The organism is Pseudomonas sp. B16120, assembly GCF_044218845.1.
Lineage (GTDB): Bacteria > Pseudomonadota > Gammaproteobacteria > Pseudomonadales > Pseudomonadaceae > Aquipseudomonas > Aquipseudomonas paracarnis.
The window spans coordinates 3,928,568-3,945,076 of the sequence record NZ_CP162588.1; the positions used below are offsets into that span (position 1 = coordinate 3,928,568).

Genomic DNA, 16,509 nt, shown 5'->3' on the forward strand with positions numbered 1-16,509 from the left:
ATCCGTTACACAGAGGAACAGTAACCTGAGAGGCGTTCATGTTGCCATCTCGTGGACGCATTTGATCCTCAGGTGGACACAGTCACAAGTAGAAGCTTTTAACCTTATAGGACGGCCTTGAGTAACATGCCAACAGCCACTACGACGCACAAACTGGCAAACCCCACTTGCAAGGCCCGTGCGGGAATCACCGAACACAACCGCCTTCCCGCCAACATGCCGACGACGCTCGCACCAATAAACACCCAGCCCACCGGCTCGATGCTCACGCCCGCATGAAACGCACCGGCCACGCCGATCAGCGACAGCAGGCTGACCACCATCAACGACGTGGCGACGATGCCACGCATCTGCACATCGGTGAGCTGCTTGAACGCCGGCACGATCAGGAAGCCGCCACCCACGCCCAACAACCCCGACACGGCGCCGGTCACCGCACCCAATGCGGCCAGGGTGGCGCTGCACTTGGCGGTCCAGGCCAGGCGCCCGGTCTGCTGGTTGAGCATGCAGTTCTTCTGGCCCCACGACGCCGAACCATGGTCACTCGGCCCGGCCTCGCGCTTTTCCCGTTGCAGCATGCGCCAGGCCACCAGCACCATCAGCGCGCTGAACAGTCCCATCAGCACCGGCTCCGACAGTTGATGGGCGAGGAACACACCCAACGGCGAAAACAACGCGCCAAGCAAGGCGATCAGCAACGCCGCGCGATACCGCACCAGGCCATGGCGCAAGCCATCAATGGCCCCCACCGCTGCCGCTGCGCCCACCGCGAGCAATGACACGGGCGCGGCCTGGGTCATGGTCAAGCCCAGCCCCAGCACCAGCGCCGGCACCCCGAGGATGCCGCCGCCCGCGCCGGTCAGGCCCATGACCAGGCCCATCAATACGCCTAACAGACTGGCCAGCAGCATTCAGTCCACCTTGCTCAGACGGGTCAGCCACTCGCGGCCCTTGAGCATGCCATTCCAGTAGAACCACGGCAGCAGCGTGGCCTTGAGGAACCACATCGAACGGCGCGCCTGCGTGGGATCGAGGGGAAAGGTCGGCAGCAATTTGCCGCCGTAGCCAAACTCGGCCAGCACCACCTTGCCCTTCTCCACCGTCAGTGGGCAGGAACCGTAGCCGTCGTATTTGAGCGGCAATGGCGCCTGTTTGCGCAGGGCCAGCAGGTTTTCCGCCACCACCACGATTTGCTTGCGCACCGCCGCAGCAGTCTTGGCGTTGGTGGTGCCGCACACATCGCCAAGGCCGAAGATATGTGGGTAGCGCAGGTGTTGCAGGCTGTGGGGGTTCACTTCGCACCAGCCGGCGGCATCGGCCAGCGGGCTCTGGCGGATAAAGTCCGGGGACAACTGCGGCGGTACGACGTGGAGCATGTCGAAGGTTTTCTCTTCGACCGTCGCGTTGCCTTCGGCGTCTTTGACTTCAAACCAGGCTTTGCGCGCCGGGCCGTCGACTTTCACCAGGTTGGAATTGAACGCCAGGCGGGCGTTGTATTTTTCGACGTACTTCATCAGCGGCGGCACAAAGGTTGGCACACCGAACAACGCGGCACCGGCCAGGTTGAATTCGACGTCGATGTGTTTGAGGTCGCCCTGCTTGAGCCAGTGGTCGCAGGACAGGTACAGGGCTTTTTGCGGCGCGCCGGCACATTTGATCGGCATCGCCGGCTGGGTGAACAACGCCTTGCCACCCTTGAGTTGCTGCACCAACTGCCAGGTATACGCGGCGTGCTCGTAGCTGTAGTTGGAGGTGACACCGTGCTGGCCAAGGGTGTCTTGCAGGCCTTCGATTTTTTCCCAGGCCAGGCGCAGGCCGGGGCAGACGATGAGGTTCTTCCAGGTGACGCGCTGGCCGCTGTCGAGCACCAGCGTATTTTCATCGGGCAGCACTTCGCTGACGGCGGCCTGCACCCAGCTGACGCCATTGGGCAGCACATCGGCCAGGGGCCGGCGGGTCTTGTGCAGGTCGTAGGCGCCGCCGCCGACCAGGGTCCAGGCCGGTTGGTAGCTGTGATAGTCGTTAGGTTCGATGAGGGTGATGTTCAGCTGCGGGTCGCGCTTGAGCAGGCTGGCCAGCAGGCCGATGCCTGCCGAGCCGCCGCCGATGACTACGATATCGCCACTGATGGTGGGTCCCCAGTGTTGTTCGGTCATTGTCTACTGCCTTTTTGAGTCAATGCACACAAGGGTCGCTGCCGGATGGCGTCACGCCCAGCTTCTTATGACCGCGCCGCAATACAGCCCGGACAGGGTCTTCATCACTTGAATCACTTCGTGGCTGGCCAGCCCGTAGAAAATGTATTTGCCTTCCCGACGGGTGGCGACCAGCCCTTCATCGCGCAAGATGCCCAACTGTTGTGACAGGGTGGGCTGGCGTACCCCGGTCAGGGCTTCCAGCTCGCCGACGTTGCGCTCGCCCTGGGTCAACTGGCACAGGATCAACAAGCGGTCTTCATTGGCCAGGGCCTTGAGCAAGGCACAGGCCTTGGACGCCGATGCACGCAGCTGGGCGACCTCGCCCTCACTCAACGTAGATTCCATTTGCCTCGGGTCCTTTAAGTCACTTAAGCTCAAAACATTATGTGTAAACGTAAACTGATTGTAACCACTTTTTTCTTCAGCAGAGACAGCCGCCATGCCAGCGTTGATTCAAGCCTTTCTGGATGACGCATCGTCGACCTACACCTATATCGTCTATGAAGCCGATGGCGGCCCTTGCGCCATCGTCGACTCGGTGCTCAATTACGACCCGGCGTCCGGGCGCACCGACACGACGCAAGCCGACAAGGTGATTGCCTTTGTGCGCGAGCATGGCCTGCACGTGCAATGGCTGCTGGAAACCCACGCCCACGCTGACCACCTGTCCGCCGCGCCCTACCTGCGTCGCACCTTGGGCGGCAAGATCGCGATAGGCGAATCGATCAGCAAGGTGCAGGGCGTGTTCAAAAACCTGTTCAACCTCGAGCCGGAATTTCGCGTGGACGGCTCGCAGTTCGATCACCTGTTTGCGCCGGATGACATCTTTCATATCGGCAACTTGAAGGCCCAGGCGTTGCATGTGCCCGGACACACCCCCGCCGACATGGCCTATTTGATCGATGGCCGCTTGATCCTGGTGGGCGACACCCTGTTCATGCCCGACGTCGGCACCGCCCGTTGCGACTTCCCCGGCGGCGATGCGCGGCAGTTGTACGCATCGATGCGCAAGCTGTTGGCGTTCCCTTCGGACACCAAGTTGTACGTGTGTCATGACTACCCGCCCGAGGGTCGAGAAGCCAAATGCCAAACCACCGTGGCGGAACAGCGGGCGGGCAATATCCATGTGCATGACGGCGTGGATGAAGCGGCGTTTGTAGAGATGCGCACCCAGCGTGATGCCGGGTTGGGAATGCCGACCTTGTTGCTGCCGGCGATCCAGGTGAATGTGCGAGCGGGGAATATGCCGCCGGCGGAAGAGAACGGCGTGACGTACCTGAAAATCCCCCTCAACCAACTCTAGAAACACCGATCCCCTGTGGGAGCTGGCTTGAACTGCGATAGCCATAGGTATCTACACAACTTTTTAGGCTGTCGCAGCAAACGGTAACCACGATGCGAAGCGAGCCGCTCTTGATCTTGATCTTGATCTGCTGTTGATCTTAGGCGCCCCGTTAAACCACGATGGCCGGAATTCGACAGGGATTTGGGGGGTAAACCGGCAGGGATGCCGGTTTAGCCGCCCCGCGCCATGGATGGCGCGTGGCGGCGGCCCCCCAAATCACTGGCGGATTACGGGCACACCGAGCCTGGGCGAGGTGCCGAGTGGTGGGGCAAGAGCCCTTTTGGTGGGCCTGTCCCGTGACAACGGACGCCAAGAAGCGATACTTAAATCGTTCTCTTGGAGGTTGCCATGTATCCATCCACTCGCCGTAACTACACCGATGAGTTCAAGACTCAAGCGGTTGCGTTAGCTGAAAGCGTTGGCAGAACCGAAGCTGCCCGCCAGCTAGAGATGTCCGTCAAAACGCTCGATAACTGGGTGAACGCCACGCGCAAGGGTCAACCGTTGAGCTCGCCCGAGCGCAAGCCCATCACTAAGGAGGACAGCGAGCTTGCCCGCCTGCGAGCCGAGGTTGCCGAGCTAAAAATGGAGCGTGAAATCCTAAAAAAGGCGGCGGTATTCTTCGCCAGAGAGTCCAGGTGAGATACGCCTTCGTCGCTGCTGAACGGACTCAATACCCGGTACGTATGTTGTGCCGGGTGATGGAAGTCTCAACTTCAGGTTTCTACGATTACACGCACAGGCAGCCTCGCCCTGATCCTGACGCTCAGATTCGCATTGAGTTGCGCAGCGTCTATGCGGCCAGTCGACACACCTACGGTCGGCCACGGTTGGTCGCAGCCTTACGCCAGAAATCGTATGCAGTGGGCCACAAGCGAGTCAGCCGGTTGATGCAGGAGGAGGGTATTCACGGCAAGTCCAAACGCGGTTTCAGGCCCTGTACCACTGACAGCAACCATTACTTGCCGGTCGCGAACAATGTGGTGGCGCGGCAGTTTGCCATCGATAACCCCACTCCGACTTGGGTCAGTGATATCACCTATCTCCCAACCAGAGAGGGTTGGCTGTATCTGGCCGTAGTGTTGAGCATCCAGACCCGCCAGATCTTGGGCTACAGCTTGTCAGACCGCATGCCAGATGGCCTGGTGGAAAGTGCGTTTCTGAATGCCTGGAGCGCCTGTTCTGGCACTAGCGGAGCAGTATTTCACTCCGATCAGGGCCGTCAGTACGCAAGCAGTAAGTTCCGTCTAGCGTTAGCTAAGAAGGACTTCAAACAGAGCATGAGTCGAAAGGGAAATTGCTGGGATAACGCAGTGGCGGAGAGTTTTTTCGCTACGCTGAAAAGAGAGGAGGCTTTTGGGGTCTACCCCACCAAAAAACAGGCACAGCTATCGATCGCCAGCTATGTGCATGGGTTTTACAACAGCAGTCGACTGCACTCAGCTTTGGGGTATCGGTCTCCGAACGAATATGCAAAGAGCTTGAGGCAGAAGACTGGATAACCAGCTTCATGGCGTACGCTGCCGGGGGACAGGCCCATGGTTACTTTTGGGGCTCTTTTCCAAAAGTGACCCGCTGTAAAAGCGGAACCCTAGGTGGCCGTTACCGCAGGAATGGATATGTACACAATCCAACTGTGTCGCCTGCCAGGCCGCCTTCGCGAGCAAGCCCGCTCCCACAGTTGGATTGCGGGGGTGTCAGGTAGATATGTGTCGCCTGGGAGGCCGTCATCGCAGGCAAGCCAGCTCCCACATTTGGACTGCGGGGGTGTCAGGTAGATTGGCGTCGGCTGTCAGGCCGCCATCGCAGGCAAGCCAGCTCCCACAGTTGGATCGTTGGGTGTCAGGTAGATTGGCGTCGGCTGGCAGGCCGTCATCCCAGGCAAGCCCCACATTTTGTCCCGTGTTGAATCAGGAACCGAGGCTGATGCCGTTGGCCGGCAATGGCAATGCGGTTTTGTAGCGCACTTGCTTCAAGGCAAAGCTGGAGCGAATGTTCGCCACCCCCGGCACCTTGGTCAAAAAGTCCATCATAAAGCGCTCCAGGGACTGAATCGTGGGCACCAACACGCGGATCAAATAGTCCGGGTCGCCGGCCATCAGGTAGCACTCCATCACCTCAGGCCGATCCGAGATCGCCCCTTCGAATTGCTGCAGCGCCAGCTCGTTCTGTTTTTCCAGGCTCACATGGATGAACACATTGACGTGCAGCCCCAGCAAATCAGCATCCAGCAGCGTGACCTGCTCACGAATCAGCCCCAGTTCTTCCATCGCCTTGACCCGGTTGAAACACGGCGTGGGCGACAGGTTGACCGAGCGGGCCAGGTCGGCATTGGTGATCCGGGCATTCTCCTGCAGGGCGTTGAGAATGCCGATATCAGTACGGTCCAGTTTGCGCATGAGACAAAATCACCTGTTTATTATGTTTATGCAGTTTTTTTATCCGCAAATGACCGTGAGCGCAATGAAACACAGATAAATATTCTTCTACGCCACGCCTATGATTGTTGTAGGACAAGATTTCTTCTACCCGAAGACTGACTGTCAGCTAGCGCGCCCACTACAAGAAATTCACAAGATAGAGCGTAGAAAGCCATGACCCAGCCGTATGCACCGCTGCGCCTGCATGTTCCCGAACCCTCGGGCCGCCCAGGCTGCAAGACCGACTTTACCTACCTGCGTTTGACCGACGCCGGCCTGGTACGCAAACCCGCCATCGACGTAGAACCGGCCGACACCGCCGACCTGGCCAAGGGCCTGATCCGTGTGCTCGACGATCAGGGCCAGGCCCTTGGCCCGTGGGCCGAGGGTGTCTCCACCGAGATCATGCGCCGCGGCATGCGCGCCATGCTCAAGACGCGCATTTTCGACAACCGCATGGTGGTCGCCCAGCGTCAGAAAAAAATGTCGTTCTACATGCAAAGCCTTGGCGAAGAAGCCATCGGCAGCGCCCAGGCCCTGGCCTTGAATATCGACGACATGTGCTTCCCCACCTATCGCCAGCAAAGCATCCTGATGGCCCGCGAGGTGCCGCTGGTGGACCTGATCTGCCAACTGCTGTCCAACGAGCGCGACCCGCTCAAGGGCCGCCAGTTGCCGATCATGTATTCGGTCAAGGAGGCGGGCTTCTTCACTATTTCCGGCAACCTTGCCACCCAATTCGTGCAGGGCGTGGGCTGGGGCATGGCCTCGGCGATCAAGGGCGATACCAAGATCGCCTCGGCCTGGATCGGCGACGGCGCCACTGCTGAATCGGACTTCCACACCGCCCTCACCTTCGCCCACGTGTACCGCGCGCCAGTGATTCTCAACGTGGTCAACAACCAGTGGGCGATTTCCACCTTCCAGGCCATCGCCGGCGGTGAAGCCACCACCTTCGCCGGACGCGGCGTCGGTTGCGGCATCGCTTCCCTGCGCGTGGACGGCAACGACTTTATCGCCGTGTACGCCGCCTCGGCCTGGGCCGCCGAGCGTGCGCGCCGCAACTTGGGGCCCACCCTGATCGAGTGGGTCACCTACCGCGCCGGCCCACACTCCACCTCCGATGACCCATCCAAGTACCGTCCCGCCGACGACTGGAGCCACTTCCCGCTGGGCGATCCGATTGCCCGCCTCAAGCAGCACCTGATCAAAATTGGCCAGTGGTCCGAAGAGGAACACGCGGCGGTCAGTGCCGAACTTGAAGCCGAAGTGGTCAAGGCGCAGAAGGAAGCCGAACAGTACGGCACCCTCGCCGGTGGCCAGATTCCAAGCGCCGCGACCATGTTCGAGGACGTCTATAAAGAGATGCCAGAGCACCTGAAGCGCCAGCGTCAAGAGTTGGGGGTGTGACATGAACGACCACAACAACAGCATCGAACTGGAAACCGCCATGACCACCACCACCATGACCATGATCCAGGCCCTGCGCTCGGCCATGGATGTGATGCTTGAGCGTGACGACAACGTGGTGGTGTTCGGCCAGGACGTCGGGTACTTCGGCGGCGTGTTCCGTTGCACCGAAGGCTTGCAGACCAAGTACGGCAGCTCGCGGGTGTTTGACGCCCCCATCTCGGAAAGCGGCATCGTCGGCGTGGCCGTGGGCATGGGCGCTTACGGCCTGCGCCCGGTAGCGGAAATCCAGTTCGCCGACTACGTCTACCCCGCCACCGACCAGATCATTTCCGAAGCGGCACGCCTGCGTTATCGCTCGGCCGGCCAGTTCACTGCGCCCTTGACCATGCGCATGCCCTGCGGTGGCGGCATCTATGGCGGCCAGACCCACAGCCAGAGTATCGAAGCGGTGTTCACCCAGGTCTGCGGCCTGCGCACGGTGATGCCGTCCAACCCCTATGACGCCAAGGGCCTGCTGATCGCCTCCATCGAAAACGATGACCCGGTGATCTTCCTCGAACCCAAGCGCCTGTATAACGGCCCTTTCGATGGCCACCACGACCGCCCGGTAACGCCGTGGTCCAAACACCCCCAAGCCCAGGTGCCGGACGGTTACTACACCGTGCCGCTGGATGTGGCCGCCATCGTGCGTCCGGGTTCGGCCGTGACCGTGCTGACCTACGGCACCACCGTGTATGTGTCGCAAGTCGCCGCTGAAGAAACCGGCATCGACGCCGAGGTCATCGACCTGCGCAGCCTGTGGCCGCTGGACCTGGAGACCATCGTCAAGTCGGTGAAAAAGACCGGCCGTTGCGTGGTGGTGCATGAGGCCACGCGCACCTGCGGCTTTGGTGCCGAGTTGGTCTCGCTGGTGCAAGAGCATTGCTTCCACCACCTGGAAGCGCCGATCGAACGCGTCACCGGTTGGGACACCCCCTACCCGCACGCGCAGGAATGGGCGTATTTCCCAGGGCCGTCCCGAGTGGGCGCGGCGTTGAAACGGGTCATGGAGGTCTGAATGGGCACGCACGTTATCAAGATGCCGGACATTGGCGAGGGCATCGCGGAAGTTGAATTGTCGGTATGGCATGTAAAGGTCGGCGACCTGGTGGTTGAAGACCAGGTGCTGGCGGATGTGATGACCGACAAGGCGATGGTGGATATTCCCTCGCCGGTCCACGGCAAAGTGATTTCCCTCGGCGGCGAGCCGGGTGAGGTCATGGCAGTGGGCAGTATTTTGATCAGCATTGAAGTAGAAGGCGCAGGCAATACCAAGGATGTACCCGTGGTTGCCGAGCCGGCGAAGGCCGCGCCGCCTGTGGCCGAAGCCAAACCGGTACAGGCGCCGGTAGAAAGCAAGCCCGCTGCAGCAGTGAAAGCGCCGCAAGCGCCCGTGGCCCGTGAAGCCAGCGAACGCCCATTGGCCTCGCCTGCCGTGCGCAAACACGCGCTGGATGCCGGGATTCAACTGCGCCTGGTCCAGGGCACAGGGCCTGCCGGCCGAATTCTGCATGAAGACCTGGAGGCTTACTTGCGCCAGGGCACGGCAACGGGCGCCAGTGCCGCCAACCCTTACGCCGAGCGCAACGACGAACACCAAATCCCGGTGATCGGCATGCGCCGCAAGATCGCCCAGCGCATGCAGGACGCCACCCGGCGCGCCGCGCATTTCAGCTACGTGGAAGAAATCGACGTCACCGCCCTCGACGAGTTGCGCGTGCATCTCAACGAGAAGCACGGTGCGACACGCGGCAAGCTGACCCTGCTGCCGTTTATCGTGCGGGCCATGGTGGTAGCCTTGCGCGACTTCCCGCAGATCAATGCGCGTTACGACGACGAAGCCCAGGTCATCACTCGCCTCGGTGCCGTGCACGTGGGCGTCGCCACCCAGAGCGACGTGGGCCTGATGGTGCCGGTGGTACGTCACGCCGAAGCCCGCAGCCTGTGGGGCACTGCCGAAGAAATCGCGCGTTTGGCCAATGCCGCACGCACAGGCAAGGCCAGCCGCGATGAGCTGTCCGGTTCCACCATCACCCTGACCAGCCTTGGCGCCTTGGGCGGCATTGTCAGCACGCCGGTGCTGAACCTGCCGGAAGTGGCCATCGTCGGCGTCAACCGTATCGTTGAGCGGCCGATGGTGATCAAGGGCCAGATTGTGTTGCGCAAGATGATGAACCTCTCCAGCTCCTTCGATCACCGCGTGGTCGATGGCATGGACGCGGCGCAATTCATCCAGGCCATTCGCGGCCTGCTCGAACAACCCGCCAGCCTGTTCCTGGAGTAAGGGCATGACTCAGACATTGCACACCACGCTGCTGATTATCGGCGGCGGCCCCGGCGGTTATGTCGCGGCGATTCGCGCAGGCCAACTGGGCATCCCGACCATCCTGGTGGAAGGCCAGGCGCTGGGCGGCACCTGCCTGAACATTGGCTGCATTCCCTCCAAGGCGCTGATCCATGTGGCCGAGCAGTTCCAGCAAACCGTGCACCATAGCCAGGGCTCGCAGTTGGGCATTGAGGTGGATGTACCGACTTTGGACATCCGCAAGAGCGTGGAATGGAAAGACGGCATCGTTGACCGCCTGACCACCGGCGTCGCCGCACTGCTGAAAAAACATAAGGTGCAGGTGATCCATGGCTGGGCCAAAGTCATCGACGGCAAGACCGTCGAGGTGGGCGAGCAACGCATCCAGTGCGAACACCTGCTGTTGGCCACCGGCTCGACAAGCGTCAACCTGCCGATGCTGCCGATTGGCGGGCCGATTATCTCGTCCACCGAAGCCCTGGCACCGACCCATGTACCCAAACGTTTGATCGTGGTGGGCGGTGGTTATATCGGCCTGGAACTGGGGATTGCCTACCGCAAGCTGGGTGCCGACGTCAGCGTGGTCGAGGCCCAGGCGCACATTCTGCCGGCCTACGACGCCGAGCTGACCCTGCCGGTGGCTGAATCCTTGAAGAAACTTGGCGTGAAGCTGTACCTGGAACACAGCGTCACCGGCTTTGCCGACGGCAAACTGCAGGTGCGCGCCCCCAACGGCGACATCTTGGCGCTGGACACCGACCAGGTGCTGGTCGCCGTGGGGCGCAAACCCAACACCCAGGGTTGGAACCTCGAAGCGCTGAACCTGGACATGAACGGCGCGGCGATCAAGATCGACAGCCGCTGCCAGACCAGCATGCGCAACGTGTATGCCATCGGCGACCTCAGTGGCGAGCCGATGCTGGCGCACCGGGCCATGGCCCAGGGCGAAATGGTTGCCGAACTGATCAGCGGCAAGGCCCGCGAATTCAACCCGGCGGCAATTCCGGCGGTGTGCTTTACCGACCCGGAACTGGTGGTGGTCGGCAAGACCCCGGACGAGGCCAAGGCTGCCGGCCTGGATTGCATTGTGTCGAGCTTCCCCTTCGCCGCCAATGGCCGGGCCATGACGCTGGAGTCCAAAGCCGGCTTCGTGCGGGTGGTGGCGCGACGTGACAATCACTTGATTGTTGGCTGGCAAGCCGTGGGGGCCGGAGTGTCCGAGCTGTCGACCGCGTTCGGCCTGAGCCTGGAAATGGGTGCGCGCCTGGAGGATGTGGCTGGCACCATCCATGCCCACCCGACTCTGGGTGAAGCGGTGCAGGAAGCCGCGCTGCGGGCGTTGGGCCACGCGTTGCACCTGTAAAACCGTGGCGTGGCTATCGCAGGCAAGCCAGCTCCCACACTTGGAATGCATTCCAATGTGGGAGCCGGGCTTGCCCGCGATAGCGGTGCATTACCCAATGCAGAGGTTGAATGGTCCGCCGCCCTCCTCCCACACCGGCCAAGAATGCAGTATTGTTGCGCCCATCCAGAAAAAAAATCCGACTTGACCAGAGATAGAGGGTGTCATGGGTAACGAGAGCATCAATTGGGACAAGCTGGGTTTTGACTACATCAAGACCGACAAGCGGTTTCTCCAGGTCTGGAAAAACGGCGAATGGCAAGCTGGCACCCTGACCGACGACAATGTGCTGCACATCAGCGAGGGCTCCACTGCCCTGCATTATGGCCAGCAATGCTTCGAGGGCCTGAAGGCCTACCGTTGCAAGGACGGTTCGATCAACCTGTTCCGCCCGGACCAGAACGCCGCCCGCATGCAGCGCAGCTGTGGCCGCCTGCTGATGCCACAAGTGCCGACCGACGCGTTCATCGACGCCTGCAAACAAGTGGTCAAGGCCAACGAGCGCTTCATCCCGCCGTACGGCAGTGGCGGCGCGCTGTACCTGCGCCCGTTCGTGATCGGCACCGGTGACAACATCGGCGTGCGTACCGCGCCGGAGTTCATCTTCTCGGTGTTCTGCATCCCGGTCGGTGCCTACTTCAAGGGCGGCCTGGTGCCGCACAACTTCCAGATCTCCGGCTACGACCGCGCCGCGCCGCAAGGCACCGGTGCCGCCAAGGTCGGTGGCAACTACGCCGCCAGCCTGATGCCCGGCTCGGAAGCGAAGAAATCCGGTTTCGCCGACGCGATCTACCTGGACCCGATGACCCACTCGAAAATCGAAGAAGTCGGCTCGGCCAACTTCTTCGGGATCACCCACGACAACCAGTTCATCACGCCGAAGTCGCCTTCGGTATTGCCAGGCATCACCCGCCTGTCGCTGATCGAACTGGCCCAGACCCGCCTGGGCCTGGAAGTGGTCGAGGGCGAAGTGTTCATCGACAAGCTGGATCAGTTCAAGGAAGCCGGCGCCTGCGGTACCGCAGCGGTGATCTCGCCTATCGGCGGCATTCAGTACAACGGCAAGCTGCATGTGTTCCACAGCGAGACCGAAGTCGGCCCGATCACCCAGAAGCTCTACAAAGAGCTGACCGGTGTGCAGACCGGTGACGTTGAAGCGCCAGCGGGTTGGATCGTCAAGGTCTGACAGCCACGAAAGCCAGCGACACCACAAAACCCCTGTGGGAGCTGGCTTGCCTGCGATAGCGATCTGTCAGCCAGCATATGATCGTTCCCACGCTCCGCGTGGGAATGCAATGCATCCCCTGACGCTCCGCGTCACCTGTTGTCCGGCGGGACGCGGAGCATCCCAGGCGGCATTCCCACGCAGAGCGTGGGAACGATCAAAGGCCCACCGCTATCGCAGGCAAGCCAGCTCCCACACTGGTTTCTACGCCTTCAAGAGCGTGGCGCAATATTCTCGGCAATCTTCTTGCCCATACTGATCCTCGGCTCCACCCCATACCCTAACGCTTCATAAAACCCTAAGTGTTGTCCGGCGGGACGCGGAGCGTCCCAGGCGGCATTCCCACGCAGAGCGTGGGAACGATCAACTGTAAATGCATACACCCTGTCAAGTTTGACAGTAGAGATGCGCAGGGATCGAGATTATAAATGCAGAGGCTGGATTCTCACCAAACCTCAAGGAGACACCTCATGGGCAACTTTATCATTCACCTCACGACAGATGACTTCGAAGGTGACGCAAGCAAAGAAATATTGATGGAAGTATTGAATGCCCCCAACGATCCCGACCCTCTTCTGGTGTATGCCAGCTCCAGCGAAAAAAATGGTTTTTATGACCGCTCCTCAAGCCCGGGGGATGCCGACGGTGACGGCGATGTCGAAGGGGATATTGACGACAAGATCCTGTTTCTGAACTTGGCGAATGCTTTTGCGGCAATGAAAGGCTATACCGCGAAGCGGAAAAAAAATAAGCGTAAGCCTTAAAGGCTAGACGGATGATCAGATTGCTGTCGGTCATCTACTTTGTCCTGGAATACACTCAACGATCCTCTTCCCCATACTGATCCTCGGCTCCACCCCATACCCCAACGCCTCATAAAACCCCACCACCACGTCATTGCCGCCGGTGATCTGCAGGTTGATCTTCATGCAACCCAGCGCCGTCAACGCCTGTTCGGCATAGCGCACCAGCGACGATCCCAGGCCATGGCGCCGATAGTCGGTATGCACCGCCACCGAATACAACCAGCCACGATGCCCGTCATAGCCGGCGAGAATGGTACCGATCACGGCTTTGTTGTCGGTGGCAACGAAGAACAACCCGTCGTTGACCGCCAGTTTCTTATCAATCGCCAGGCTCGGCAGGTTATGCGCGGTGTCATAGCCAAACGCCTGCTGCCATAACTCAATCACCTGGGCACGGTGTTGACGGTCGCGATAAGGCCCTATGGGGTGGCGGGACAACAGCGTTTTTTCCATCACCAACGTGCGCTCATTGCCGTGGTACACGTCACGCACGTTGTGAAAACCCAACTTGGCGTAGAAGGCTTGCGCCGTCAGCGAGGACGGCACGCTCAAGACCGTCACGCCGGCTTCACGGGCGCGCAGTTCGATCTCGATCATCAACAATCGGCCAATGCCCTGCCCTTGCAGCGCTGGGTTGACGAACACCGAGCGCACCACATTGCCATCCAGTGAGGCCGTAGCGACGATCAGTTGAGCCTGAGTCGCCACCAACACTACCCGCCGCTGGAGCAATGCCAGCACAGCGTCGGGGGTGAAGTTGCTGGCAACCCGCGCAATCACATCCGCGGGGTAATCACGTGCGTTGCTGCTGTGCAGCGCAGCCAGGATGACGTGGCTGATACCTTCGGCATCGGAAGGTTGGGCAAGGCGAACAGCGGTAGACATGGTTCCTCCTGGCTGACACAGCGATAACAATCGCCACAATACCAATGTGGGAGCTGGCTTGCCTGCGATAGCGGTGGGCCAGCCAGATGAATGGGGCTGACACACCGCTATCACAGGCAAGCCAGTTCCCACAGTTTGATCGTATTTCAATCTGGCAGCCGATTCGGCTGCGCCACTCCCGTTTTCAGCTTTCTTGGCTGAGCCACCCCGCCGTTTCAGCCGGGATCCTTTCCCCGCAACGCACACAATAGCGGCACAAGATCCCCAACGGACCCGTGCCCCCATGCAAACCACCAACACCGTCCTGATGATCCGCCCGGCGCGCTTTGCCTTCAACCCGGATACCGCGATCAACAACCGTTTCCAACGCCCGCCGCTGGACCCGCTCAGTGCACAGCACAAAGCGCTGGAGGAGTTCGACGGTTATGTCGACACCCTGCGCCAGCACGGCGTGGAGGTGCTGGTGGTGCAGGACACGCCGGCGCCCCATACGCCCGACTCGATCTTCCCCAACAACTGGTGGAGTAGCCATGCCGACGGCAGCCTGGTGCTCTACCCCATGGAAGGCCAGAACCGCCGACTGGAGCGCAACAAGGGCGTGCTGCAAGTTTTGGAGCAGCGCTTTGCGATCAACACCACCATCGATCTCAGCCACTTGGAACAACAGAACATCTTCCTGGAAGGCACCGGCAGCATGGTACTCGACCGCCAGCACCGCATCAGCTACGCCTGCCATTCGGGGCGCACCCACCACGCGGCCCTGCGCCAGTTTGCCGAACGCCTCGACTACCAACTCTGCGTGTTCCACGCCCTGGACCGCCACCAGGCACCCATCTACCACAGCAACGTGATGATGAGCGTTGGCCGCGACCTCGCGGTGGTGTGCCTGCAGGCCCTGCCCGACGACCGCGAACGCCTGGCCCTGGAACGCTCCCTGCGTGATACCGGCAAAGACATCCTCAGCCTGGACTTCGACCAGCTGGAAGCCTTCGCCGGCAACATGCTGGAAGTCCACGACCGTGACGGCCAGCCGTTGCTGGTGATGTCCGCCAGTGCCTGGGGCGCCCTGCATCCGGCGCAGCGTCAGCATGTGGAACGCCATACGCGGCCGGTGGTGGTGAATATCGACAACATCGAACGCATCGGCGGCGGCAGTGCCCGCTGCATGCTGGCTGAAGTGCATCTGCCGGCCCGTCCCTCATTTCAATAAGGAGTCTTGCCATGACCCGTTATATCGACGTCAACGACCTCAGCTACCTGGTTTCGCAAAAAGGCCTGCAAACCTGCATCACCGAAATGGCCGACTACATTCGCGCCGACTACCTGCGCTGGCAGGATTTCGAGAAATGCGCGCGCCTGGCCAACCATTCACCGGATGGGGTGATCGAGCTGATGCCGGTGTCCGACGCCTCGCTGTACGCCTTCAAGTACGTCAACGGCCACCCGAAAAACACCCTGGCCGGCATGCTCACCGTGATGGCGTTCGGTGCCTTGGGCGACGTCGACACCGGTAAACCGGTGCTGCTGGCGGAAATGACCCTGACCACTGCGATCCGCACCGCCGCCACCTCGGCCCTGGTCGCCCGCTACCTGGCCCGCGCCAACAGCCGCAGCATGGCGCTGATCGGCAACGGCTGCCAAAGCGAATTCCAGGCCCTGGCCTTCCACGCCATGCTCGGTATTACTGAAATCCGCCTGTTCGACATCGACCCCCAGGCCACCGCCAAGCTCGCCGCCAACCTCAAGGCGTTCCCGGCGATCAAGGTGATCCTGGCCGCCAGCGTCGCCGAGGCAGTCAAAGGCGCGGACATTGTCACCACCGTGACTGCGGACAAAGCCTACGCCACCATCCTGACTGACGAGATGATCGAGCCAGGCATGCACCTCAATGCCGTGGGCGGTGACTGCCCGGGCAAGACCGAGCTGGACCGCCGCATCGTCGAGCGCGCCCGGGTGATCGTCGAGTACGAACCGCAAAGCCGCATCGAAGGTGAAATCCAGCATATGCCGGAAGATTCGCCGGTCACCGAGCTGTGGCAAGTGATCAACGGCCAACAGCCGGGCCGCGAAAATGACCGCCAAATTACCCTGTTCGACTCGGTGGGTTTTGCCATCGAAGACTACTCGGCCCTGCGCTATGTATTGGACGTGGCCAAAGCCTTGGATGTGGGCAGCGAGCTGGAGCTGGTGCCGGACCTGGCCGACCCGAAAAACCTGTTCGCACGCCTGGCCCAGCAACCTGTGGTACAGCATAAAAAGCGCGCCTGAAACCGCTCTGGCCTGCCGCTTTGCGACCAGGGCAGGCCAGATTCTAGTGGGTTAAAAGCCGATTTTGCCGGTGCCGCAGCCGATTCCGCTGCATTGCTTGTTTTAACAGCGCAATTTGCGCTTTGCGCAGGGGGTAAACGACACAAAAAACGCACCACCATGGAGCATTCTCTGCTCCCAGTTATTCACTGCCCCTGACATCA

At 60.9% G+C, this 16,509-nt stretch carries 16 protein-coding genes; 11 read left to right on the forward strand and 5 right to left on the reverse strand.

Annotation, left to right across the window (positions count from 1 at the left end):
• Positions 1-104: 104 nt before the first annotated feature.
• The 3 genes from AB4P90_RS18080 to AB4P90_RS18090 are packed head-to-tail and all read right to left on the reverse strand — an operon-like array spanning position 105 to position 2,543.
• Positions 105-911: a sulfite exporter TauE/SafE family protein gene (locus AB4P90_RS18080; RefSeq protein ID WP_395605210.1), complete on the reverse strand. Its 807-nt coding sequence runs from the start codon at positions 909-911 to the stop codon at positions 105-107.
• The gene (locus tag AB4P90_RS18085; RefSeq protein ID WP_395605211.1) at positions 912-2,156 is read right to left on the reverse strand and encodes an FAD-dependent oxidoreductase; all 1,245 of its coding nucleotides are present in this window, start codon (positions 2,154-2,156) and stop codon (positions 912-914) included.
• A gap of 51 nt (positions 2,157-2,207) precedes the next feature.
• A complete protein-coding gene (locus AB4P90_RS18090; protein ID WP_038450607.1) occupies positions 2,208-2,543 on the reverse strand; it encodes a helix-turn-helix transcriptional regulator in 336 nt (111 codons plus the stop codon).
• Positions 2,544-2,637: 94 nt separating this feature from the next.
• Here AB4P90_RS18090 and AB4P90_RS18095 point away from each other — a divergent pair, with 94 nt between their 5' ends.
• The 3 genes from AB4P90_RS18095 (at position 2,638) to AB4P90_RS18105 (ending at position 5,045) form a co-directional block, all read left to right on the forward strand.
• Positions 2,638-3,501 (forward strand): MBL fold metallo-hydrolase, encoded by an 864-nt coding sequence (locus tag AB4P90_RS18095; protein ID WP_014719014.1) that lies wholly within the window; start codon positions 2,638-2,640, stop codon positions 3,499-3,501.
• A 390-nt stretch (positions 3,502-3,891) separates the two neighbouring features.
• Entirely contained in the window at positions 3,892-4,185 is a 294-nt protein-coding gene (locus AB4P90_RS18100) for a transposase (protein WP_020300742.1), read from the forward strand.
• On the forward strand, positions 4,182-5,045 hold the full coding sequence (locus tag AB4P90_RS18105) for an IS3 family transposase (RefSeq protein ID WP_020300743.1): 864 nt from the start codon (positions 4,182-4,184) through the stop codon (positions 5,043-5,045). The genes AB4P90_RS18100 and AB4P90_RS18105 overlap by 4 nt, the downstream gene beginning before the upstream one ends.
• Before the next feature lie 408 nt (positions 5,046-5,453).
• On the opposite strand, the gene bkdR is transcribed toward AB4P90_RS18105, so the two are convergent.
• Entirely contained in the window at positions 5,454-5,942 is a 489-nt protein-coding gene (bkdR, locus tag AB4P90_RS18110) for a Bkd operon transcriptional regulator BkdR (RefSeq protein WP_003174877.1), read from the reverse strand.
• Between the two features lie 195 nt (positions 5,943-6,137).
• On the opposite strand from bkdR, the gene AB4P90_RS18115 reads away from it, so the two are divergent.
• The 6 genes from AB4P90_RS18115 (at position 6,138) to AB4P90_RS18140 (ending at position 13,111) form a co-directional block, all read left to right on the forward strand.
• Entirely contained in the window at positions 6,138-7,373 is a 1,236-nt protein-coding gene (locus tag AB4P90_RS18115) for a 3-methyl-2-oxobutanoate dehydrogenase (2-methylpropanoyl-transferring) subunit alpha (protein WP_014719015.1), read from the forward strand.
• A gap of 1 nt (position 7,374) precedes the next feature.
• A complete protein-coding gene (locus AB4P90_RS18120; RefSeq protein ID WP_005789444.1) occupies positions 7,375-8,433 on the forward strand; it encodes an alpha-ketoacid dehydrogenase subunit beta in 1,059 nt (352 codons plus the stop codon).
• Positions 8,434-9,699: a dihydrolipoamide acetyltransferase family protein gene (locus AB4P90_RS18125; RefSeq protein WP_395605212.1), complete on the forward strand. Its 1,266-nt coding sequence runs from the start codon at positions 8,434-8,436 to the stop codon at positions 9,697-9,699. It abuts the gene before it with no gap.
• A 4-nt stretch (positions 9,700-9,703) separates the two neighbouring features.
• A complete protein-coding gene (gene lpdA / locus AB4P90_RS18130) occupies positions 9,704-11,083 on the forward strand; it encodes a dihydrolipoyl dehydrogenase (RefSeq protein WP_058410691.1) in 1,380 nt (459 codons plus the stop codon).
• 205 nt (positions 11,084-11,288) lie between these two features.
• Entirely contained in the window at positions 11,289-12,308 is a 1,020-nt protein-coding gene (locus AB4P90_RS18135; protein WP_003192309.1) for a branched-chain amino acid aminotransferase, read from the forward strand.
• 509 nt (positions 12,309-12,817) lie between these two features.
• Positions 12,818-13,111: a hypothetical protein gene (locus tag AB4P90_RS18140; protein ID WP_137270572.1), complete on the forward strand. Its 294-nt coding sequence runs from the start codon at positions 12,818-12,820 to the stop codon at positions 13,109-13,111.
• 30 nt (positions 13,112-13,141) lie between these two features.
• Here AB4P90_RS18140 and AB4P90_RS18145 read toward each other — a convergent pair whose 3' ends face one another.
• Positions 13,142-14,038, reverse strand: a complete 897-nt coding sequence (locus AB4P90_RS18145; RefSeq protein WP_137270573.1) for a GNAT family acetyltransferase — start codon at positions 14,036-14,038, stop codon at positions 13,142-13,144.
• Positions 14,039-14,321: 283 nt separating this feature from the next.
• Here AB4P90_RS18145 and ctlX point away from each other — a divergent pair, with 283 nt between their 5' ends.
• Both ctlX and AB4P90_RS18155 read left to right on the forward strand, forming a co-directional pair.
• Entirely contained in the window at positions 14,322-15,248 is a 927-nt protein-coding gene (ctlX, locus tag AB4P90_RS18150; protein ID WP_014719020.1) for a citrulline utilization hydrolase CtlX, read from the forward strand.
• An 11-nt stretch (positions 15,249-15,259) separates the two neighbouring features.
• On the forward strand, positions 15,260-16,306 hold the full coding sequence (locus tag AB4P90_RS18155; protein ID WP_020301301.1) for an ornithine cyclodeaminase: 1,047 nt from the start codon (positions 15,260-15,262) through the stop codon (positions 16,304-16,306).
• Positions 16,307-16,509: the final 203 nt, after the last annotated feature.